Origin of the sequence: Pseudomonas syringae (assembly GCF_023278085.1) — a bacterium.
GTDB classification, from domain to species: Bacteria; Pseudomonadota; Gammaproteobacteria; order Pseudomonadales; family Pseudomonadaceae; genus Aquipseudomonas; species Aquipseudomonas syringae_Q.
Genome location: NZ_CP066265.1, coordinates 610,472 through 630,957, shown reverse-complemented (window position 1 = coordinate 630,957; position 20,486 = coordinate 610,472). Strand labels below are relative to the sequence as shown.

Below are 20,486 nucleotides of genomic sequence, written 5' to 3'. Positions count from 1 at the left end.
CCGGGAATTATACGCCGGGTGCGAAGACAGGGAGAGCAATGACTCGCCAGTCATTGCCGACGGCCCGCATTTCCACGATATTCAGCTCCAGCGCTTCACTCATCTGCGCCAGCGGCAGGTCAAGCAGCGGCCGGGCCGATGAGCCGAGAAACTTGCCGGCGATGAAAATCTGAAACTCGTCGACCAGCCCGAGACGCGCAAAGGCACCCGCCAGACGCGGACCGGCCTCGACCAGCACCTCGTTGATGCCACGGCTTGCCAGCTCGCCCATCAGTTTGCGCAGGTCAACGTGACCGGCGCTGTCGGCCAGTGCCAGCATCTCGTGACCGTCTTCCTGATAACGACCCCGCGCCGACGCAGCGGCACAGGTCACAACCAGCGCACTGCCGGCCTGAAAGAACGGCGCGTCCAGCGGCACACGCAAGCGCCCGTCAATCAATACGCGCAACGGCGGACGGCTGGCGGCCAAGGCACTCATTTCTGCGCTCAGCCCCAGCTCGTCAGGGCGCACGGTCAGGCGTGCGTTGTCTGCCAGCACCGTGTCAGCACCTGTCAGGACCACACTTGACTGTGCGCGCAGACGTTGCACCGCCGAGCGGGCTTCCGGGCCGGTGATCCATTGGCTTTCACCACTGGCCATGGCCGTTCGACCATCCAGGCTCATGGCCAGCTTGACCCTTATATAAGGCCGACCGGTTTCCATGCGCTTGAGAAAACCTTTATTCAGCGCCCGCGCTTCGCTTTCCAGCACGCCGCATTGAACACCGATGCCAGCATTCATCAGGCGCAGCAGCCCGCGACCCGAGACTTCGGGATTAGGGTCCTGCATCGCGGCAACGACTCGCGCCAGCCCGGCCTCCACCAAGGCATCGGCACAGGGCGGCGTACGCCCCTGATGACTGCATGGTTCAAGCGTGACGTAAGCCGTCGCGCCTCGGGCAAGCTCACCCGCCTGACGCAGCGCATGCACCTCGGCATGCGGCTCGCCTGCACGGGCATGCCAGCCCTCACCGACGATCTGGCCATCACGCACGATGACGCAGCCGACGCGCGGATTGGGGTGTGTGGAGTAAAGGCCCTTGCGCGCCAGTTCCAGCGCACGTGCCATGTAATGAACGTCGAGGGCGGCCTGTTCAGTCAACACTGCACTCATTCCTTACCCGGCTCGCGGGCCAGACGGTCGATTTCTTCACGAAATTCGTTGAGATCCTGAAAGCGGCGGTACACCGAGGCAAAGCGGATGTAGGCCACTTCGTCGAGCTTTTGCAGCTCGGTCATGACCAGCTCACCGACCACCAGAGATTTGACTTCACGCTCACCGGTTGCCCGCAGCTTGTGCTTGATGTGCGCCAGCGCCGCTTCAAGACGCTCGACACTCACCGGACGCTTTTCGAGGGCGCGCTGCATGCCGGCACGCAGCTTTTCTTCATCGAAAGGCTGGCGGCTGCCGTCCTGCTTGATCAGGCGCGGCAAGACCAGCTCGGCGGTTTCGAACGTGGTGAAGCGCTCGCCGCAGGCCAGGCATTCGCGTCGGCGGCGTACTTGCTCGCCTTCGGCGACGAGGCGGGAGTCGATGACTTTGGTGTCATTGGCACCGCAGAAGGGACAGTGCATGGTGGCTGGCAACGAAAGAATGAGGAGCGCCATGTTAGCGCATCCTGTCGGCAAGACAAGGCTGGGGCTTTGCGGTATATAGACGCGCATTAAAGCGATGTTAAATTGCCCGCGCTCGGTAATACTGCAGCTCTGGCGTCGCGCAGCCTTTTGATTTTTGCCTTGTGGAGCTTTTGATGACGCTACGAACCCTGTTTTTGCTAGGCCTCGTTGGCTTGCTGGCCGCCTGCAGCAGCAACGACGCTCCAAAACCCGCTGCCGCCCCGCCGGTTGCACCATCGATCAAGCTGCCAGCCGGGCCAGGTCCGCTGCAACCTTTTCAGCGTGAAATCAGCGGGCAATTGCTGGGCGTTCCGGCCGGGGCCGAAGTCGAGCTGGCGATGCTGGTGATCGACGACCGCGGTCGTCCACAAAAACTGCTGACCAATACCTTGCTCAAGGGCAACGGCCAATCGCTGCCGTTCCAGCTGCGCTTCAATCCGGAAGCGTTTCCGGTAGGTGGGCGTGTAGAACTGCGCGGCCGCGCCAGCCAGTCCGGGCAGTTGATCCTGCACCTGCCGTCGATGCGTATCGGTCAGCCGACGACTCAGGCGTTAGGGCAGTTGCAGTTCGTCAAGGCACCATGATTGCTCCGTAATATCTGCAGCGGGCACGATAGTTGACGTTATCGTTCCGCACGCTCCGGCGTCGGAATGCATTTCTCGACGCTCTGCGTCGCAAAGAGGACGCGGAGCGTCCGGAACGGCATGGCGACGCGGAGCGTCGCACGATAGTTTAGTTTCCGCACGCTCCGGCAGGTGTGGCGACACGGAGCGTTGGAGCCAGACTCAGCTACGCCGCTTTCAGCATTGCCCTGTGGGCTTTATAGTTGGCGGCATTCAGAATCTTCGAGACGTGCAATGAGCCAGGACACTGCTTACATCTTCGACGCGACCACCGCGACCTTCGATCAACTGGTGATCGACAAGTCATTCGATCAGCCGGTACTGGTCGATTTCTGGGCCGAGTGGTGTGCGCCCTGCAAGGTCTTGATGCCGCTGTTGCAGCAAATCACCGAGAGTTATCAAGGCGAGCTGCTGCTGGCCAAGGTCAATTGCGACGCCGAACCGGATGTCGTTGCACGTTTCGGTATTCGCAGCCTGCCGACCGTGGTGCTGTTCAAGGACGGCCAGCCGGTGGACGGTTTTGCCGGAGCCCAGCCGGAGTCGGAGATTCGCAAGATTCTCGACCAGCACGTCGTCATGCCGCCACCGCCAGCCGCCGACCCGCTCAAGCAGGCGCAGGCGCTGTTTGCCGAAAGCCGCTTCTCCGAGGCCGAGGCAGTGCTCAAGGCACTGCTGGGTGAAGACAACACTAACGCTGCAGCGCTCATTCTGTACGCGCGCTGCCTAGCGGAACGGGGCGAGCTGGGCGAAGCCAAAGCCGTACTGGATGCCGTCACTGGCGATGCCCACAAGGCCGACCTGGCAGGCGCCAAGGCGCAGCTGATGTTTCTTGCCGAAGCCGCCACCCTGCCGGATGCCGCCGAGCTGAAAAGCCGTCTGGCGCAAAACCCGCAAGATGATGAAGCCGCGCATCAACTGGCAATTCAGCAGTTGTCGCGCCAACAGTACGAAGCAGCGCTCGACGGTCTGCTCAAGCTGTTCATCCGCAACCGCAATTACGCCGAGGGCCTGCCGCACAAAACCTTGCTGCAGGTGTTCGACCTGCTGGGCAACGATCACCCGCTGGTCACGGCCTACCGCCGTAAGCTGTTTGCTGCGCTGTACTAAGCTATCAAGCAACAGGCACTGCTTCGGTGCCTGTTGCTGATCCTCGGATCAAACCGTCTCGATCCAGCGGTACAACGGCGCATCGCCGCCACTCTCGACTTTCACGTTGGCAGAATGACGCAAGCGCACCAGCAAATGCTTGCCTGCCGCCGTGCTGCCGGTCAGCCCTTCCAGTTGCGCCAACAGGTCCGGTCCGCTCATGTGCCCGGCCTTCTGCAGTAACTCCTGAGCAACCTGCCACAGCCTTTCATCCTGATTGACCGGTTTGCCTTCGACCTCGACTGCCGACACCTCGGGGGCGACCGCTTTAAGCTGTGCCCCCAGTTGGGCCCAGTCGCTTTCGTCCAGTTCAAGGGTCAAATCCACCGGCCACTCGCCTACGGTTCCACGAATACGCAACATGATGTTTACCTGCTGACAATCAGGCGCACATGCTCCCACAGGCTGACCGGTATTCCCATGCTCACGCGTAACGCCACTGGTTGACGGTCGGTTGCTTGCCGTTCATGAAGTCGCCCAGCGCCCGCACGTCATAGACGTTTTCCCAGTGCTCGACAATCCTGCCATCCCGAAACCGCCACAGGCCGCAGAAGGGCATGATGATTCTGCGGCCCTCGCAACTGGCGCGCATCTCCCCCAATACCGAACCGAAGTGATCGTTGGCAACGATATCGTGGATGTCCATGTACAAGGTCTGGCCTATACACCTGAGCAGATTGATCTCATGGGCCAGCACCGCGTCTTTGCCAATGGCAATGGATAAGCCGCCGCCAGCACCCTGATCCGCCTTGTGCAGCACAATGTCGGCATCAGCAAACTCGATAATGCGTGTCAGATCCTTGTACACCGCACGCAGGATTTCTCTGTTCGGATGGAGCTTGTTCATCGATATCTTCCTTGATAATGCACTCGGCTCAGGTCGAATGCCGTCCCCACTGGAGGTGAACATCATTCCGGTGCATCCGGCGCAGGTGTAGCGATTTTCATGTTACAGAGTAGGACTCGATGATGCAGAGTGTGAGACCCGTTCGGCATAAGCACTGGCGCCGGTATTCCGGATGACACCGTCGAATACTGCGCTGCAAGCAAACCTCCATCCGCACGGCGAATAAAAAACACGTCCACTCACCGATGTGATTGTTATAAGATCACATAACAGTTTTTCGAACGATGCCCCGGAGTCCGCTATGCGCCGCTTGCTACTTGCCCTGCCCTTTGCCCTGCTGCCACTGGTTGCCGCCCATGCTGCTGAAGAACACGATCATGATCACGGCGACGAACACGGCAGCCTTGGCGCGCACGAGCACGGTGTCGGGCGTCTGGACGTGGTGCTGGAAGGCAAGACCCTGGAGTTCGAATTCGACAGCCCGGCCATGAACATCGTGGGCTTCGAACACGTTGCGACGTCAGACGAAGACAAGGCCAAAGTGGCCAAGGCGCGTGAATTGCTGCTCAAGCCCAACGCACTGTTCAGCATTGCCGATGCGGCCAACTGCTCGGCCACCTCAGTGAAGCTGGAAAGCCCGCTGTTTGGCGACAAGGATGATGATCACGAAGAACACGCCGAAGCGGGCGACGCAGATCATCACGAGCACAGTGAAATCCACGGTCACTACAAGTTCGTCTGTGACGCGCCGGCTATTCTGAAGAAGCTCGACCTGTCGCAAATATTCAAAACCTTTCCCGACACCAAGAAGCTTCAGGTACAACTGATTTCGCCGGGCGGCCAGTCGGGCGCAGAAGTGATTGCAGCGAATCCGACGCTGAAATTCTGATCGCACCCTGTGGCACCACGACCGGGCCTGGCCCGGTCTTTTAATTTCCAACCGAGCGTGAGTCAGCCATGACCCAAGCACTGATCGAGTTGTCGGACCTGAGCTTCAACTGGCCTGGTCATCCTCAACTGCTGGACATCCCCAGCTTCCGCCTGCAAACCGGCGAAACGCTGTTCCTCAAAGGCCCCAGCGGCAGCGGCAAAACCACACTGCTGGGTTTGCTCGGCGGCGTGCAAAAACCCGTCAGTGGCAGCATCCGTCTGTTGAATCAGGAACTGTCGGGCCTGTCGTCAGCGGCGCGTGATCGTTTTCGTGTCGATCACACCGGCTACATCTTCCAGCAGTTCAACCTGCTGCCGTTTCTGTCGGTGCGAGAAAACATCGAGCTGCCCTGTCACTTTTCCAAGGTCCGCGCAGAGCGTGCCAGGCAACGCCATGGCAGCGTGGAAAAAGCCACCACCACCCTGCTCGCCCACCTGGGCCTGAAAGATCCGGCAATGCTCGTCCGCCGCGCCGACTCGCTGTCCATCGGCCAGCAGCAACGCGTGGCCGCCGCCCGGGCATTGATCGGTCAGCCGGAACTGGTGATTGCCGACGAGCCGACGTCCGCGCTGGATGCCGACTCGCGAGAGGCGTTCATCCGCTTGTTGTTCGCCGAATGCCGCGAGGCCGGGGCCAGCCTGCTGTTCGTCAGTCATGACCAGAGCCTGGCCCCCCTGTTTGATCGCAATCTGTCGCTGAGCGACCTGAATCGCGCCGCCGTCGCTGTGGAGAGTTGAGATGTATCTGTTTCGTCTGGCCATCGCCAGCCTGGCCAATCGCCGCTTCACCGCCTTTCTCACTGCCTTCGCCATCGCCCTGTCAGTGTGCCTGCTGCTGGCCGTGGAACGGGTGCGCACTGAGGCCCGCGCCAGTTTCGCCAGCACCATCAGCGGCACCGATCTGATCGTCGGTGCGCGCTCCGGCTCGATCAATCTGTTGTTGTATTCGGTGTTCCGCATCGGCAATGCCACCAACAACATTCGCTGGGACAGCTTCGAGCATTTTGCGCAAAGCAAGCAGGTCAAATGGGCGATCCCGATTTCGCTGGGCGACTCACACCGTGGCTATCGGGTGATGGGCACCAACGAAGCGTATTTCGAGCATTACCAGTTCGGTCGCCAGCAACACCTGGAAATGGCCGAGGGGCGCGAGTTCAAGACCGATCCGTTCGAAGTGGTGCTGGGCTCTGAAGTGGCCAAGGCGCTGCATTACAAACTGGGCGACAAGCTGGTGTTGGCGCACGGCGTGGCGGCGATCAGCCTGGTCAAGCATGACGACAAACCGTTTACCGTAGTCGGTGTTCTGAAACCGACCGGCACGCCCGTGGACCGCACATTGCATATCAGCCTGGGCGGCATGGAAGCTATTCATATCGATTGGCACAACGGCGCTCCGGCACGCGGCAACGAACGCATTTCCGCCGATCAGGCGCGCAACATGGACCTGACGCCCAGTGCGATTACCGCGTTCATGCTGGGCCTGAACAGCAAGATCTCGACGTTCAGCCTGCAACGCGAAATCAATGAGTACCGTGGCGAGCCGATGCTGGCGATCCTGCCGGGCGTGGCCTTGCAGGAGCTGTGGAGTTTGATGGGCACCGCCGAAAAAGCGCTGTTCGTGATTTCCCTGTTCGTGGTGCTGACCGGACTGATCGGCATGCTCACCGCGATTCTCACCAGCCTCAACGAGCGTCGCCGGGAAATGGCGATCCTGCGCTCGGTCGGCGCACGACCCTGGCATATCGCAAGCCTGCTCATACTTGAAGCGTTCGCGCTCGCGCTGGCCGGGGTCGTCAGTGGCCTTGCGCTGCTCTATCTCGGCATTTTCGCGGCCCGTGACTATGTGCTCGAAAACTACGGCCTGTACCTCTCGTCTATGCCACCTGGCCAATATGAATGGACATTACTGGGTGGCATTCTCGGTTGCGCGCTGTTGATGGGAACCGTGCCAGCCTGGCGAGCCTACAGGCAGTCACTGGCCGATGGACTGTCGATTCGTTTATGAGGACCTTCATGATGCGGCGCATGCTACTCACTCTGCTGCTCTCGGTTACCACTCAATTGTGGGCCGCCGAGCCGCGTGAACTGACCTGGAATGACATGATTCCACCCGACGCACCTGTGGTGAAACCGGTAACGGCGCCACTGCACGACATGTCGAAGCTGTCCGATGCACTGGCCATGGAGGCGGCGCCTGCCGCCCATCAACTGGCCCCGCATGCGCCGGTGGTCAAGGCGCTGGATGGTCAGATGGTGCGTTTGCCGGGCTACATTGTGCCGCTTGAGGTCAGCGAAGAAGGCAGAGTGACGGAGTTTTTGCTGGTGCCGTATTTCGGTGCCTGCATACATGTGCCGCCGCCGCCAGCGAACCAGATCGTGCATGTCACGAGTGAGCTGGGCGTGAAGGTCGATGAGCTGTATCAGCCGTACTGGATCGAAGGACCGATGCAGGCCAAATCGTCAAGCAGCGAGCTGGCAGAAGCGGGTTATCAGATGCAGGCAGACAAGATTCTTGTCTACGAGTTGCCGGATTCATGAGGATGACGAGGTTCCCAGCGATTTCATTGAGCTGAGTCAAAGTCGCCGCTCGACAGCGCTTTAACATTACGCCCATAAATTTTGACTGATCCCTGGAGCCTCCATGAACAAGCACCTGCTACGCGCGTCCCTTGTCGCGCTCGCCCTCACCGCCCCGGTCGCGGCACACGCCTATGAAGAAGGCGACTTCATTGTTCGCGCCGGTGTCGCGCACGTCCAGCCTAACGAAGACAGCGGCGAAGTCCGTCTCGATGGCGCCAAGGTTCCCGGCACCAAAGCCACGGTCAACGGCGAAAACCAGCTCGGCCTGACCTTCGCTTACATGCTGACCCAACACGTCGGCATCGAACTGCTGGCCGCCACGCCGTTCAGCCACACCGTATCGGTCAAAGGCCTGGGCCCTGGCCTGGACGGCAAACTGGCCGACATCAAACAACTGCCGCCCACCCTGTCGCTGCAGTACTACCCGATGGAGCCTTCGTCCAGATTCCAGCCGTATGCAGGCGTGGGCATCAACTACACCACGTTCTTCGACAATGACCTGACCAGCAACCGCAAGAATCAGGGCTTCAGCAACCTCAAGCTCAAGGACTCGGTCGGCCTGGCCGCACAGTTGGGTATGGACTACATGATTACCGAAAACGTGCTGGTCAACGCCTCGGTCTGGTATGTCGACATCGACACCGAAGCCAGCGTGGACGGCCCGTCAGCCCTGGCCGTCAGCAAGACCAGAGTCGATGTGGATATCGATCCATGGGTATACATGGTGGGTGTGGGTTACAAGTTCTGACCTACAGACCTCAAGCGCCACACACAAAGGCACCCTCATCGGGTGCCTTCGTTTTTTGTGGTTTGAGCGGCGCGTCGCGGATTCCTGGCTACCACTCTCGGACGCAGAGCGTCCAGAAATGCGTCACCACGCAGAGCGTGGGGAGGATCAGTGATTGATGCGGGGCTCACTGCCCCATCAACAACTCAAGCCCGCGCACCAGTGGCGTTGGCTCGTCGAGGGTGAAGTGTTCCAGCAAGCGCTGGTTGCTGGCGCGGGAGTGTTTGATGTCGCCCGAGCGTGGGGCCTGATAGCTGACTTCCGGCTGTTTGCCGACAACCTGCGAAAGCGCAGCCAGCAGTTCGTTGAGCGACGAGGTCTTGTTCAGGCCGACATTGACCGCGCCTTCGATGGCACTGTCCCGCGACAGAGCCTGCAGCAGCAGCTTGAGCAGGTCACCGACGTAGAAGAAGTCACGCGTCTGCTCGCCGTCGCCAAACACAGTGATCGGCAGGCCGTTCTGGACGCGTTCGGCAAAGATGCTGATCACGCCGGAGTACGGCGACGACGGGTCCTGACGCGGGCCGAAGATGTTGAAGAAGCGGAAGATGACCGGTTCCAGGCCATGCTGACGTCGGTAGAAGTCCAGGTAGTACTCGCTGGCCAGCTTGTCCGATGCATAGGGAGTCAACGGCGCTTTGGGGGTGTCTTCGGTGATCGCCTCGCCTTCGCCATTGTTGCCATAGACGGCCGCACTGGAAGCGAAGACCACGCGTTTGATACCGGCTTCACGCATCGCTTCGCAGACATTCAATGTGCCGATGAAGTTGCTCTGGTGGGTACGCACCGGGTCGTCGACCGAGGCTTGCACCGATGCAACGGCGGCGAGATGCACGACGGCCTGACAACCCTGCGCGGCGCGCTTGACCAGCGCCGCATCGGCGACGTCACCGACGATCAACTCTACCCGTGGGTTATCGAGCGGAAGATTGCTGCGCTTGCCCGCCGAGAGATTGTCGAGGATACGCACGCTGTGCCCGTTGGCGAGCAATGCGTCAGCCAGGTGCGAGCCAATGAAACCAGCGCCTCCAGTGATCAAAACAGGAGCGTCAGACATGTCGATAATACCGATCCAGAAGGCTTGGCAAGCCGGCTCGCCAGGCGCGGGGCTTGATGCCGAAGGTGTGAAGAATTTTCTTGCAGGCCAGCACCGCGTGTTGCGGTTCTTCGGCTGCGTCGGGACGCGCGGCATGTGCCTGCGCAGTGGGCGATTCGATTGCCAGCTCATGCAGCAGCCGCGCTTCGGTAAGCACCGCCTGCCCCAGCGCCAGCGGCGTGGTCGCCTCGTGCCCGGCGTAGTGGTAAGTGCCCCACAGCGGCGCTTCGCAATCGAGTTGCTTGACGACCGAGATGATCACTCGCGCCGCATCGTCGACCGGCGTCGGGTTGCCACGTCGATCATCGGCAAGCAGCAGCTCGCCGGGTTCTTTGGCACGCGACAGAAAGCGGCCCAGTACACCGTCGGCGCTGTCGTCCAGCAACCAGCCGAAACGCACCAGCACATGTTGCGGGCAGGTCGCGCGCACGCTTTGTTCGATACGCCACAGCGCCTGGCCGCGCAGACCCAACGGCACTGGCTCGTCCTTTTCGCTGTAGGCCGTCGCCCGCGAGCCATCAAAGACACGATAACTGGACGGCTGGACCAGCGTGATGTTGTGGTGCTGACACAGTTCGGCCAGGCGCTCGACAGAGCGTTCCTGGTGGGTCAGACGCGCTTCGCTCACAGTCTCCGCCTGAAACCAGTCGAAGTAGTAAGCAAGGTTGATCAAGGCATCGGGACGGGTGTCATCGAGCAGTTGCGTCAGGCTTGCCACGTCCCAGCCGTCTTGCGGTGGACGTGGTGCGAGAAAGCCAATGTCTTCCTCGGCACCCAGACGAATCAGCGCCTGCCCGAGGGCATTCCCGCCGCCCAACAGCATAAGGCGCATACGCATAGAGTCAGCAGGCTCGGTATCAGAGTAATCAAACAAACAATTGAAAAACGCCTGCAAACATAACACGTTGGCTGCCAACCCCCAACAGTTGCGCAGCCTGTCGGGTTAATGACGCCGGAACAAGGCGTTACAGCGTCTTACCCCTGACAGATCACACGGCGAACTACTGAGCGGCAGGCCCCGGCGGGCTGTTGCCCTTGGGCAGACCCAGCGGCGCGGGTGCAGGCGCAGACGGCGTGGCGGCAGCCGGGTCTGAAGGCGCGGGCGGCCCTTCAGACTCGGCGCCCGCCTGCGGATTATTGAAGCCCGGCCCCATGACCATCTGTGGATAAGTCTGCGCGAAACGCACGTTCGGATTTTTATCCACAAGCCGCTTGAGGCGTTCGTTAAAGGCGCGCCCTACCGCGTATTGCCCGCCGGAAGACGTTCGGAACTGCGCGGTCAGCACCATGCCGTTGAGGTCCATGCTGTCGACGCCGAACACTTCCAGCGGCCCTTGCAGGTTGTGCTTGAGCAGGATGTCTTCGCTGATCGACTGGCCGGTTTCGCGGATCAGCGCCAGCGCGTCATCAATGTCGGAGTCGTAGGTGAAGCGCACCGAGAAAAACGCGTAAGCGAATTGCCGTGACTGGTTGGTGACCGCCTTGATCTGGCCGAACGGCACCGAATGGACGAAGCCCTTACCATCGCGCAGGCGCACGGTTCGGATAGTCAGGCTTTCAACCGTCCCGGAATGACCGGTGCTGAGCACCACCCAGTCGCCCACCGAGAACGTGTCTTCGATGATGATGAACAGGCCGGTAATAACGTCCTGTACCAACTGCTGAGAACCGAAGCCGATAGCCAGACCGACCACCCCGGCACCGGCCAGCAGCGGCGCGACGTTGATACCCAGATTGGCCATGGTGGTGATGGCGCAGATCACCACCAGAATGATTTTCACCGCATTACGCAGCAGCGGCAGAATGGTCTTGATGCGCGTGCTTGGCTGGCGTCCGCTACGATGATTGACCGGCGGTTTGAGGGCTTCCTGAATGGCCGTGTCGAGCACCACCCACAACAGCCAGGTGACCACGAAGATCAGGCCGATGCTGCTCAGCGAATCACTGATGACCCGGCCCAGCGTATTGCGTTGGGCAAACTCGAACATCGAGAAGCCCCAGATACGCCCCAATACTTCAATGAAGGTGATCGCCAGCGCGATGCGCAGCACCGCGTACACCAGGCTCAGCAGCCGCGCCTTATACACATGCCCGCCACGCCCCAGAGATTCGGTCGGTTTGAACATGTGCTGAAATACAGTGCTCAGGAATACCGTCGCGATCAGCAAAATGGTGGTGAACAACGCGCAGCGCAGTGCTTCCTGACTGTCTTCGCCGGCACCGATCAGGTTGATCGCCGAGACCAGAATCATCAGCAGGATCGGCAGGTGCCACAGGTTCGAGAATATCTTCAGTGATTGTTGCAGCGCAGGCCTGTGCAGACGACTGCCCAACGACCGGTTACGAATCAGGTGCGCCACCGGACGTCGCACTTTAATGATCAACATGCAGAACACCACCGAGGCGAACAACCCGGCAAACACCGCGACACTGGTGGTGACGTTGCTGCCCAGTTGACGGGCGATCTGCGGGCTGGTCAGCGCGTCGCTCAACGCCGCCAGAAAGCCCACCACAAACAGTGGTTTTGGCGCGTAGCGGCGAATCATGCGCACGGCAGCGCGCTTGTGGCCGGAGTTGAACATCACGATCACGCACAGCAGCACCGACGTCGACACGATGCCGCTGCTGGTGGCGTAAGCGAAACACAGCGCCAGCGCCCGGCCGACCGACGACGGCATGAAGTGACTGACGTACAGGGTCAGTGGCAGGCAGATGATCGCGGGCAAGGTGAACGGCAATACGTATTTGAGCAGTGCCTGACTGCGTTCGCGCACCTGGATGAATGGCGTTCGGCACAAGCGCACGGCCAGAAAACGACCCAGCGTGGTCAGCACCGCGAATGCGCCTATCCACACAAACGACAGCGCAAGAAAGTCGCCAACGACGCTCCAGGGAGAACGCGTCGTGCGCTTGTTGACCAGTTTTTCCAGCTCGTCGGCGGCACGGTCGGCACGCAAACGCCAGGCATCGAACAGGTTGTCGTCCAGGTTGAGCTTTTGCTGGACGTCATCGATGCTGGTACTGATGGCGCCGAGCAAACCGCCCTGCACCAGAAGCTCTGCCGCAGGATCAGCCGCAGCCGGGTCGGCCGCAGCGTCTGACTTGGCCTCCGTCTTGTCAGGCGCTTTTTCATCCGGTTTGGCGGCTGATTTGTCAGCGGCCTTGGTATCGGCTTTTTCAGCCGCCTTGTCGTCCGCTGGCACTGCAGCGCCCATCGGTAGCGCGGGTACATCGGCGGCCTGAAGATTGAAACTGCCTGCGAAGAGCAGCAGACCCGAAAGGATCAAGATTTTCAGCTGAGACGCCACGCAGTTCTCTCCTTCAATGGGCAAGTCAAACCATGGACGGGTCAAAGCACGCTTCGGCCCCATGGAACTGATTCCCATATGCCCGGCAAGTTCGGTTATGGAAGGGAAATACAATAAGCCGATGTTTCAGAAAATTTCGTCAGGCCAGTGCGCGCAGTCTGCCCGACTGAACTATGCAAAGCGCCCACTGCCGGAATAATCGGGAGCGGCCGAAGGCGTGCATGAGCCTGTCCGCCAAGGCGCTTGCCCGATCAACCCGACATCGAGAGGAATCTGCATGAGCACGTTCACCACGCAAGACGGCACCGAGATCTATTACAAAGACTGGGGCACGGGCAAGCCGGTACTGTTCAGCCATGGCTGGCCGCTGGATGCTGATATGTGGGAATACCAGATGGAGTACCTCAGCAGTAAGGGCTACCGCACTATCGCCTTTGACCGCCGTGGCTTTGGCCGCTCAAGCCAGCCCTGGACCGGCTATGAGTACGATACCTTCGCCGACGACATCGCGGCGCTGATCGAGCACCTCGACCTGCGCGACGTGACGCTGGTCGGTTTCTCCATGGGCGGCGGCGACGTGGCACGCTACATCGCCCGTCATGGCAGCGAGCGGGTGGCCAAACTGGCCTTGCTGGGCTCGGTCACGCCGTTCTTCCTCAAGACGGACGACAACCCGGAAGGCGTCGACCAGTCGGTGTTCGACGGCATCAAGGAAGGCCTGCTCAAGGACCGCGCCCAATTCATCAGCGACTTTGCCACGCCGTTCTACGGTTTGAACAAAGGCCAGACAGTTTCCGAAGGCGTACAGACCCAGACCTTGAACATCGCACTGCTCGCCTCGCTCAAAGGCACGCTGGACTGCGTCACCGCGTTCTCAGCGACGGATTTCCGTCCGGACATGGCGAAGATAGATGTGCCGACGCTGGTCATCCATGGCGATGGCGACCAGGTTGTTCCGTTCGAGGCCTCCGGCAAGCGCGCGGCGGCGATGATCAAGGGCGCCGAGCTGAAGGTTTATCCGGGAGCACCGCACGGTTTTGCCGTGACCCATGCGCAGCAACTGAACGAAGATTTGCTGACGTTTCTCAAGGGCTGATCCGTCAGCCTCCGAAAATCCCTGCGCCAGCCCATGACAGAAAAAACAGGATCGTCTGGCATCGGTCATAATTAATACACACTATGAGTATTAATATCAGCACCAGTTGAAGCGGGCTCTTCGCCAACGCGTCGAGCTCGCATTCTTTCAATGGTGAGCTGAACTCATGTCAACGCTGATCCTGCCACGCCGACTACCACCGCATGAGCGCCGCACCCAGCCTGAGCTGCCTGCCAGCCTGCGTTTTGTTGCGCCGTCCTCGCTGTTCGTACCGCCTCAAGGCAGCGTCATTCCGAACGCATGGTCCGGCAATGCGCTGGCGATTCTGGTTGCCCTCGTGCTGCATGGCGCACTGGCGTTCTGGCTGATGGCCGATCATCCGCAAGTGCCCGAACCAACGCCGCCCATGCCGATCACGGTGCAATGGGTACCACCGGCCCCTCCGCCAGCCCGCACAACCGACGCCGCCACCGCCCGAGCCTGTGCAACAGCCAGAACCGCCTGCGCCTGCGCCACCCCAAAAGTCTGCGCCCGCCGAGCCGAAGCCTGTCGAGCAGCCCAAGCCTAAGGCACACCCCAGACCGGCACCGGCCCCTGCAAAAACGCTGGCGAAACCTGCCGAACCGGCACCTTCTTCAACGCCGACAACGTCTGCACCCACACCGACGCTTGCCCCTTCAAAGCCTGCGCCGGCAGCAGCGCAAACCACCACCGCGCCGATAGGCCGCGCGGGCTACCTGAATAACCCGCCGCCGGTGTACCCGCCTGCGGCTGCACGCCGGCATCAGGAAGGCACGACCTTGCTGCGTGTCCACGTGCTGCCCAACGGCCGCGCCGATCAGGTGCAAGTGCAGCAAACCAGCGGCGTACCGGCGCTGGATGAAGCCGCGCAGGCCGCTGTTCGGCAATGGACCTTTATTCCCGCCAAACGCGGCGATACCCCGGTTGAAGGTTGGGTCAACGTGCCCATGGCTTTCAAACTCGCACCCTGAGGCTTACGTCATGAACACCGCTTACTCCGTAATCATTACCCAGACGTCGATGATGCTGCTGGTGATCTTCTCACTGGTGACCTGGGCATTGCTGCTTGGCAAAACGCTCCAGCACTGGCGACTGGCTCGCCAGAATCGACGCTACGCCACCGATTTCTGGGCCGCACGCGACTTGCAGAACGCGCTACAGATGCCCCACGGCGAAGGCAGCCTGGCGCGCCTGACCGATGCTGGCGCACAAGCGTTGGCCGCGCCCCATGACTCGCCGGACCTGGGCCACAGCTGGAATCGTCAGGACTTGCTGGAGCGCAGTCTGCGCCAGCAGATCCACAAGGAACGACGCCATCTGGAGAGCGGCATGATTCTGCTTGCCTCGATCGGCAGCACCGCGCCGTTCATTGGTCTGTTCGGCACCGTGTTCGGAATCATCCATGCGCTCACCGCAATCAGCCAGGCCAGATCGGCCAGCATCGCGGTGGTCGCCGGGCCTATCGGTGAAGCACTGGTCGCGACCGGCGTCGGTATCGCTGTCGCGGTGCCCGCCGTGCTGGCTTACAACTTTTTCGGACGGCGCATGAAGCTGGTGATCGCGGATCTGGAAGAGTTTGCCGTGGACTTTCTCAACCTCTCGCAGCGCAACGCCTTCCGGCTGCAACCCGAGCATCGCGACAAGGCAGCCCCCAACCTGAAAGGAGTGATCTGACATGTCCTTTTCCACTTCCAATGATGACGATGCAATCAGCGACATCAACATCACGCCGCTGGTGGACGTCATGCTGGTGCTGCTGGTGACGTTCATTGTCACCGCGCCGTTGCTCAACAATTCCATCCCGCTGGACCTGCCGCAAACCGTCGCCACCACCTCACTGGATCAGGCCAGCCCGGTGGTCGTGAGTGTCGACGCCAGCGGCGGCGTGTTCATCGACAGTGAAGCGGTGCCCCTGGAGGACCTGCCGCAAGCCCTGCAAAACCTGCACGCCAAGGACTCGGACGTCGCGGTCAGCCTGCGCGCCGATCAGGCGACGGGCTATGGCCGGGTCGCTCAGGTGCTGGCCGATGTGCAGAAAGCGGGCATCAGTCGCCTGTCGGTCATCACTGAAAGCCCCTGAACCAAAACCCGTCTTGCATTCCCAATTACCCGCGCAAGCGTGGCCCCCTGACGCCCCAGGAAAACCGTTCATGAACACTCGATCGATACCGCGCGCCCCCCGATTTCCGGTAACACGCCTCGCGCTGCTGATTTCATTGAATTCACTGTGTCTGATCAGCCCGTTCATTCAGGCCGACGACAGCGTGCCCGCACCTGTAACGCCAACCGCCAGCGACGACAGCGCAGCCATGACACTGGGCACCGTCTCGGTGATCGGGCAGGGCGAAACCCGGCAGGTGCAGCGCGTCACGCAAAAGGATGTGAAGGCCTATTCCGCAGGCACCAGCCCGCTGAAAGTCTTGCAACGCCTGCCGGGGGTGAACTTCCAGTCCGGTGACCCGCTGGGCCGCGAAGAAGGCAGCCAGCGCATCAGCCTGCGCGGCTTTGACATGCACCATCTGGGCTACACGCTGGACGGCGTCACGCTGGGCAACATGAGCTTCGGCAACTTCAACGGCCTGAGCATTACCCGGGCAATCATCGCGGAAAATATCGGCGCCAGCGAGGTGGCGCCCGGTATCGGTTCGCTGGGTACGGCGTCGAACAGCGACCTGGGCGGCACCATCCAGTTCACCAGTTCCAACCCGGACAAAGAGTTCGGCACACGCCTGTCGCAAACCCTGGGCAGCTACGACACTTCGCGCACCTTCATGCGCGTCGACACCGGCGAGTACAACGGTCTGTCGGCTTATGTGTCCGGAGAAAAGTACGACGCCGATGCCTGGAAAGGCCACGATAACCCGCAGAAATCCGACGCTGTGAACGCCAAGGTCAATTACAACTTCGGCGATAACCGGGTGAGTTTCTTTCACAGCACCTCGTCTCACGATGAAGCCAACCTGCCGAACCTGTCGAAGAGCATTATCCAGCGCCTTGGCTACAACTGGAGTTACTACACGCCGAACTGGACCCGCGCAGTCAACGCCGCCAATGGCATTTATACCGGCGGCGTTACCAGCGCCGGAGATGCCACTTACAACGCCAGCAGCCTGCGTGATGACGAGCTGGATATTCTCAACGGCAACTTCTCGCTGACCGATGACCTGGTCCTGGACGCTACCGTCTATCACCATCACGACTCCGGCCGGGGTAATTCCTATTACCCGTTCATCTACACCAGCGGCTCGACGACCGTGCCCAGCAACTCGATTCGCAGCACCGTGTATGGCATTGACCGGACCGGCTTCCAGAGTTCGCTGACCTACTACCTGGGGCAGCATGAAATTCAGGGTGGCTTCTGGATTCAGTCCAACAAGAACGACATTGCCCGCTACCTGTTCGACACCAGCAACGCAACGCCGCAGAACCATATCGTCAAAACTGACGGGCTGCCGCTGGCCGCCACGGTGCTGGACCAGAGTTATAACGACCTGACCCGACAGTTCTACCTGCGCGACACCTACACCCTGCTCGATGACCGCCTCAAACTCGAGTTCGGTGCGAAAAACACGGTCACCACCTCGACCGCCGAGGGTAAGGGTGGCGGTTATGCCAGCGGTTCGCTCGAGGCGCGGGACAGGTTCTTGCCGCAAGTCGGCGCGACCTACAAGCTCGACGAAGACGATGAAGTCTTCACCTCGTATTCGGAAAACATGGCGGCGTTCCCGAGTGGTGGTTACAGCCCGTTCTTCACCACGCAGACCGCCGTCAATGCGCAGAACGGCTTCAAGGACCTCAAGCCCGAGACCTCGAAAACCGTCGAACTGGGCCTGCGCCGCAGCACCGAACTGTATTCAGCTTCGGCGGCGGTCTACAGCACGAAGTTTGATAATCGCCTGGTCGCCATCACCAACTGCACCGGGATCGTGATCTGCCAGAACGGCGTGGCCAACGTCGGTTCGGTCACCAGCCGCGGCCTGGAATTGTCGTTCGGCCTGACACCGAATGAAAACTGGCGCTGGTCCAACTCCATGTCCTATAACCACAGCACCTACGACGATGACTATGTCAGCGGCGGCAACACGGTGCATGTCAAAGACAAAACCGTGGTCGACACGCCGAAGTTGATGTATTCGAGCAACCTGGACTGGAACTGGGAACACTGGAATGCCGGTTTGCAAGGCAACTACGTCAGCAAACGCTATTACACCTACACCAACGACTCCAGTGTCAGCGGCTACTGGCTGGCGAACGCCAACCTCGGTTACGACTTCGGCAAACTCGGCGCCCTCAAGGACACCACCGTCTCGCTGAACATGGTCAACCTGTTCGACAAGCGCTATATCTCCACCCTTAACACCGACGCCAGCGCGGCGGCCGACCCTTCAGGCAACTTGCAGATTCTTCAAGTGGGCACACCGCGTAGCGCGTTCGTGACGCTGGGCGTGAAGCTCTGATTGTTTGCTGACCGTGGACGGGCGAAGGATCGCTCGACCCCACGCACGCTCTTGTGGGAGCAAGCTTGCTCGCGAAGGCAATCTGCCCGTCGCTGCATCAGTTGCGTAATAAGTGTCGGTTGCCCGCCCCACGGCGACGAACAGCGCACGGTGCTGCATACTCTGCGCCTATCTAGCGTCTGACCTTTATCTGGACATCACATGACACCCAACGCAGAACTCTACAACCCTTCCACCGAATACGCCGACAAACTGATCTCCCGCATCGGCCAGACACCCTCGTGGATCGCCAAGCGTATCGGTGTGACGGACAAGCGCATTCGCTACATTCTCGATGGCGAAAGGACTGTGAAGGGCGAAACCACGCCGATTCAGATGACCTATACCGAGCAGTTCGCACTGGAGTGCCTGGTGGCTGAGGCTATAGCGCTGAGGATGTAGGGCCCGTGTGAAGGCGGGATGTGGACCGTCGCACCGTAGCTGGCTCTCGTGCAGCGGGTACGCTTCTTTTTATACTTTTCTTACCGGCTTCTCAGGCCTACATCACTAGCAGTCGCGATGAGCAGTGACAGACGTCTGACAGTCAGAAGGAGTGTCAGTCAGCACAGCCAAAATCAGTGCTTCCGGACTCACACTGGGCGCGCAAGTCATGGTCATGGGTACTGGTGCAACTACTGACGCCCCGCCTGGCATTGCAATAGGAACGCTGGTCGTCATCATTGATGCTGGCGCAAGAACTATCTTCCTTTTCTGCACTGCACTGCACCGCGCGCACGCCTGACTGACCTGGGCCTTGAACGACCTGGAACAGGCACGGCGTTGTGGCTGCATGACAACCCCTCTTGAAAGGCTACACGTGGTGCTCCCTTGAAATTCGAGGTGGACACCATCGCCTTTGGCGGCGGAGGCAGGCAGGTGTGCTGACTGGCTGGTAGGTAACTATTTATTTATGAAAACGGTGCTTAAGATTCAAGAGTCTCGGCCGATCATGTATTAGATTGCCAAGCTAAAGTTAGCTCCAATCGCCCCTGGCAAAAGTGATAATACATTGGAGTTAACAAGTGAAGTTACGCCTACACTGCAAAGCCATAATGATTGCCCTGTCTGTTGGCTTGTCAAATGTGGCGGCTTCTGAAGAGCTTAAAGTGTACAACTTTTCGCCTGTCAATCAATACAACCTTAATCTTTCAGCCAGTTTCTGGAATCCCATTATAAGGTATGTGTCCGAAAAAAGTGGAGTGAACCTTACTCTGAAACTAGGGCGAACATCCTCTGATACAACAAGTTATGTGCTCGCACAAGAAGTTGATTTCGCTTTTACCAACCATCTCTTTAGCCCCGAACGCGATAAGATGGGCTGGAAGGTGTTTGGTCGCCGCGACGCGCCTGCCCTCGAAGGACAAATCGTAGTACCTGCCGACTCGCCCATCCAGAGTCTTTCGGAACTGGAGGGCAAGGAAGTCGTTTATCCGGGACCCGAAGCGTTCATTGCTTATAAAGTCACAAGCTCGGAATTGGTAAAGAAAGGGATCAACACGTCTACTGTGTTTGCAGGAAACATGGATGGCGCGTTCAGCCAACTCCTTAGTGGCAAGGCTCAAGCGATGGGGGCCAACTCGCAGCTTGTCAGCGGCTACACTGAGAGAGAAGGAAAGTCGTTCCGCGTACTGTGGAGTTCAGCCCCGTTCAATGATTTAGCCCTCATGGCCTCCCCTCGAGTGTCTAAAAAAGAACGTGATGCGGTCGCCAACGCATTTTTGAATATGCAACATGATGCTTACGGCAGCAAGATTCTTCATGAGGCGACCGAACTGGTCCATGCACCGACACCTATTACTTTCATTCCTGCAACGGAAGCGGATTATGCTGCTTATCGTGATTTTTACAATAGTTTGCCAGCAAACCGTAAGTAAATAATTTCACAATTAGCTGGAGAGGC

20 protein-coding genes and 1 pseudogene are annotated in these 20,486 nt (G+C 59.8%); 14 read left to right on the top strand and 7 right to left on the bottom strand.

The window, feature by feature from the left end:
• Positions 1-7: 7 nt before the first annotated feature.
• A complete protein-coding gene (gene ribD, locus I9H07_RS02960) occupies positions 8-1,153 on the bottom strand; it encodes a bifunctional diaminohydroxyphosphoribosylaminopyrimidine deaminase/5-amino-6-(5-phosphoribosylamino)uracil reductase RibD (protein ID WP_080394514.1) in 1,146 nt (381 codons plus the stop codon).
• A complete protein-coding gene (nrdR, locus tag I9H07_RS02955) occupies positions 1,150-1,614 on the bottom strand; it encodes a transcriptional regulator NrdR (protein WP_005887199.1) in 465 nt (154 codons plus the stop codon). The genes ribD and nrdR overlap by 4 nt, the downstream gene beginning before the upstream one ends.
• A gap of 176 nt (positions 1,615-1,790) precedes the next feature.
• On the opposite strand from nrdR, the gene I9H07_RS02950 reads away from it, so the two are divergent.
• Together I9H07_RS02950 and trxA are read left to right on the top strand one after the other, a co-directional pair.
• Complete coding sequence (locus I9H07_RS02950; protein ID WP_236424508.1) at positions 1,791-2,240, top strand: hypothetical protein; 450 nt, start codon at positions 1,791-1,793, stop codon at positions 2,238-2,240.
• 273 nt (positions 2,241-2,513) lie between these two features.
• Positions 2,514-3,386 (top strand): thioredoxin, encoded by an 873-nt coding sequence (gene trxA / locus I9H07_RS02945; protein WP_024673288.1) that lies wholly within the window; start codon positions 2,514-2,516, stop codon positions 3,384-3,386.
• A 48-nt stretch (positions 3,387-3,434) separates the two neighbouring features.
• Here the strand turns inward: trxA and I9H07_RS02940 are convergent, their stop codons facing one another.
• Both I9H07_RS02940 and I9H07_RS02935 read right to left on the bottom strand, forming a co-directional pair.
• Positions 3,435-3,788, bottom strand: a complete 354-nt coding sequence (locus tag I9H07_RS02940; protein WP_058391972.1) for a hypothetical protein — start codon at positions 3,786-3,788, stop codon at positions 3,435-3,437.
• A gap of 61 nt (positions 3,789-3,849) precedes the next feature.
• Complete coding sequence (locus I9H07_RS02935; RefSeq protein WP_024673286.1) at positions 3,850-4,272, bottom strand: nuclear transport factor 2 family protein; 423 nt, start codon at positions 4,270-4,272, stop codon at positions 3,850-3,852.
• Between the two features lie 301 nt (positions 4,273-4,573).
• On the opposite strand from I9H07_RS02935, the gene I9H07_RS02930 reads away from it, so the two are divergent.
• The 5 genes from I9H07_RS02930 to I9H07_RS02910 all read left to right on the top strand — a co-directional run bounded on the left by I9H07_RS02930 (position 4,574) and on the right by I9H07_RS02910 (position 8,530).
• Complete coding sequence (locus tag I9H07_RS02930; RefSeq protein ID WP_058391974.1) at positions 4,574-5,161, top strand: DUF2796 domain-containing protein; 588 nt, start codon at positions 4,574-4,576, stop codon at positions 5,159-5,161.
• Between the two features lie 68 nt (positions 5,162-5,229).
• Entirely contained in the window at positions 5,230-5,940 is a 711-nt protein-coding gene (locus I9H07_RS02925) for an ABC transporter ATP-binding protein (protein WP_024673284.1), read from the top strand.
• A gap of 1 nt (position 5,941) precedes the next feature.
• Positions 5,942-7,207, top strand: a complete 1,266-nt coding sequence (locus I9H07_RS02920) for an ABC transporter permease (RefSeq protein WP_236424510.1) — start codon at positions 5,942-5,944, stop codon at positions 7,205-7,207.
• An 8-nt stretch (positions 7,208-7,215) separates the two neighbouring features.
• Complete coding sequence (locus I9H07_RS02915) at positions 7,216-7,740, top strand: DUF3299 domain-containing protein (protein ID WP_024673282.1); 525 nt, start codon at positions 7,216-7,218, stop codon at positions 7,738-7,740.
• 103 nt (positions 7,741-7,843) lie between these two features.
• Entirely contained in the window at positions 7,844-8,530 is a 687-nt protein-coding gene (locus I9H07_RS02910) for an OmpW/AlkL family protein (protein ID WP_024673281.1), read from the top strand.
• Between the two features lie 166 nt (positions 8,531-8,696).
• Here the strand turns inward: I9H07_RS02910 and I9H07_RS02905 are convergent, their stop codons facing one another.
• The 3 genes from I9H07_RS02905 to I9H07_RS02895 form a co-directional block, all read right to left on the bottom strand.
• Positions 8,697-9,626 (bottom strand): NAD-dependent epimerase/dehydratase family protein, encoded by a 930-nt coding sequence (locus tag I9H07_RS02905; protein ID WP_236424512.1) that lies wholly within the window; start codon positions 9,624-9,626, stop codon positions 8,697-8,699.
• Positions 9,619-10,503, bottom strand: coding sequence for a sugar nucleotide-binding protein (locus tag I9H07_RS02900; protein ID WP_032606100.1), 885 nt, complete (start codon positions 10,501-10,503; stop codon positions 9,619-9,621). The genes I9H07_RS02905 and I9H07_RS02900 overlap by 8 nt, the downstream gene beginning before the upstream one ends.
• A 163-nt stretch (positions 10,504-10,666) precedes the next feature.
• Positions 10,667-12,973, bottom strand: coding sequence for a mechanosensitive ion channel family protein (locus tag I9H07_RS02895; RefSeq protein WP_024672301.1), 2,307 nt, complete (start codon positions 12,971-12,973; stop codon positions 10,667-10,669).
• Between the two features lie 277 nt (positions 12,974-13,250).
• Here I9H07_RS02895 and I9H07_RS02890 point away from each other — a divergent pair, with 277 nt between their 5' ends.
• The 7 genes and pseudogenes from I9H07_RS02890 (at position 13,251) to I9H07_RS02860 (ending at position 20,460) form a co-directional block, all read left to right on the top strand.
• The gene (locus I9H07_RS02890) at positions 13,251-14,069 is read left to right on the top strand and encodes an alpha/beta fold hydrolase (protein WP_236424514.1); all 819 of its coding nucleotides are present in this window, start codon (positions 13,251-13,253) and stop codon (positions 14,067-14,069) included.
• A 166-nt stretch (positions 14,070-14,235) separates the two neighbouring features.
• A pseudogene (locus tag I9H07_RS02885) lies at positions 14,236-15,061 on the top strand (energy transducer TonB).
• A 10-nt stretch (positions 15,062-15,071) separates the two neighbouring features.
• Positions 15,072-15,764 (top strand): MotA/TolQ/ExbB proton channel family protein, encoded by a 693-nt coding sequence (locus I9H07_RS02880; RefSeq protein WP_024672298.1) that lies wholly within the window; start codon positions 15,072-15,074, stop codon positions 15,762-15,764.
• A gap of 1 nt (position 15,765) precedes the next feature.
• The gene (locus tag I9H07_RS02875; RefSeq protein WP_236424519.1) at positions 15,766-16,170 is read left to right on the top strand and encodes an ExbD/TolR family protein; all 405 of its coding nucleotides are present in this window, start codon (positions 15,766-15,768) and stop codon (positions 16,168-16,170) included.
• A gap of 70 nt (positions 16,171-16,240) precedes the next feature.
• A complete protein-coding gene (locus I9H07_RS02870; RefSeq protein ID WP_236424520.1) occupies positions 16,241-18,547 on the top strand; it encodes a TonB-dependent receptor in 2,307 nt (768 codons plus the stop codon).
• 201 nt (positions 18,548-18,748) lie between these two features.
• Positions 18,749-18,988 (top strand): hypothetical protein, encoded by a 240-nt coding sequence (locus I9H07_RS02865; RefSeq protein ID WP_003317071.1) that lies wholly within the window; start codon positions 18,749-18,751, stop codon positions 18,986-18,988.
• 650 nt (positions 18,989-19,638) lie between these two features.
• Positions 19,639-20,460, top strand: a complete 822-nt coding sequence (locus I9H07_RS02860; RefSeq protein ID WP_058392929.1) for a phosphate/phosphite/phosphonate ABC transporter substrate-binding protein — start codon at positions 19,639-19,641, stop codon at positions 20,458-20,460.
• The last annotated feature ends 26 nt before the right edge of the window (positions 20,461-20,486 follow it).

What these genes read in the sequence shown, in the direction of transcription:
- ribD (WP_080394514.1), bottom strand. Translation starts at nt 1,153, where the DNA reads ATGAGTGCAGTGTTGACTGAACAGGCCGCCCTCGACGTTCATTACATG.
- nrdR (WP_005887199.1), bottom strand. Translation starts at nt 1,614, where the DNA reads ATGCACTGTCCCTTCTGCGGTGCCAATGACACCAAAGTCATCGACTCC.
- I9H07_RS02950 (WP_236424508.1), top strand. Translation starts at nt 1,791, where the DNA reads ATGACGCTACGAACCCTGTTTTTGCTAGGCCTCGTTGGCTTGCTGGCC.
- trxA (WP_024673288.1), top strand. Translation starts at nt 2,514, where the DNA reads ATGAGCCAGGACACTGCTTACATCTTCGACGCGACCACCGCGACCTTC.
- I9H07_RS02940 (WP_058391972.1), bottom strand. Translation starts at nt 3,788, where the DNA reads ATGTTGCGTATTCGTGGAACCGTAGGCGAGTGGCCGGTGGATTTGACC.
- I9H07_RS02935 (WP_024673286.1), bottom strand. Translation starts at nt 4,272, where the DNA reads ATGAACAAGCTCCATCCGAACAGAGAAATCCTGCGTGCGGTGTACAAG.
- I9H07_RS02930 (WP_058391974.1), top strand. Translation starts at nt 4,574, where the DNA reads ATGCGCCGCTTGCTACTTGCCCTGCCCTTTGCCCTGCTGCCACTGGTT.
- I9H07_RS02925 (WP_024673284.1), top strand. Translation starts at nt 5,230, where the DNA reads ATGACCCAAGCACTGATCGAGTTGTCGGACCTGAGCTTCAACTGGCCT.
- I9H07_RS02920 (WP_236424510.1), top strand. Translation starts at nt 5,942, where the DNA reads ATGTATCTGTTTCGTCTGGCCATCGCCAGCCTGGCCAATCGCCGCTTC.
- I9H07_RS02915 (WP_024673282.1), top strand. Translation starts at nt 7,216, where the DNA reads ATGATGCGGCGCATGCTACTCACTCTGCTGCTCTCGGTTACCACTCAA.
- I9H07_RS02910 (WP_024673281.1), top strand. Translation starts at nt 7,844, where the DNA reads ATGAACAAGCACCTGCTACGCGCGTCCCTTGTCGCGCTCGCCCTCACC.
- I9H07_RS02905 (WP_236424512.1), bottom strand. Translation starts at nt 9,626, where the DNA reads ATGTCTGACGCTCCTGTTTTGATCACTGGAGGCGCTGGTTTCATTGGC.
- I9H07_RS02900 (WP_032606100.1), bottom strand. Translation starts at nt 10,503, where the DNA reads ATGCGTATGCGCCTTATGCTGTTGGGCGGCGGGAATGCCCTCGGGCAG.
- I9H07_RS02890 (WP_236424514.1), top strand. Translation starts at nt 13,251, where the DNA reads ATGAGCACGTTCACCACGCAAGACGGCACCGAGATCTATTACAAAGAC.
- I9H07_RS02880 (WP_024672298.1), top strand. Translation starts at nt 15,072, where the DNA reads ATGAACACCGCTTACTCCGTAATCATTACCCAGACGTCGATGATGCTG.
- I9H07_RS02875 (WP_236424519.1), top strand. Translation starts at nt 15,766, where the DNA reads ATGTCCTTTTCCACTTCCAATGATGACGATGCAATCAGCGACATCAAC.
- I9H07_RS02870 (WP_236424520.1), top strand. Translation starts at nt 16,241, where the DNA reads ATGAACACTCGATCGATACCGCGCGCCCCCCGATTTCCGGTAACACGC.
- I9H07_RS02865 (WP_003317071.1), top strand. Translation starts at nt 18,749, where the DNA reads ATGACACCCAACGCAGAACTCTACAACCCTTCCACCGAATACGCCGAC.
- I9H07_RS02860 (WP_058392929.1), top strand. Translation starts at nt 19,639, where the DNA reads ATGATTGCCCTGTCTGTTGGCTTGTCAAATGTGGCGGCTTCTGAAGAG.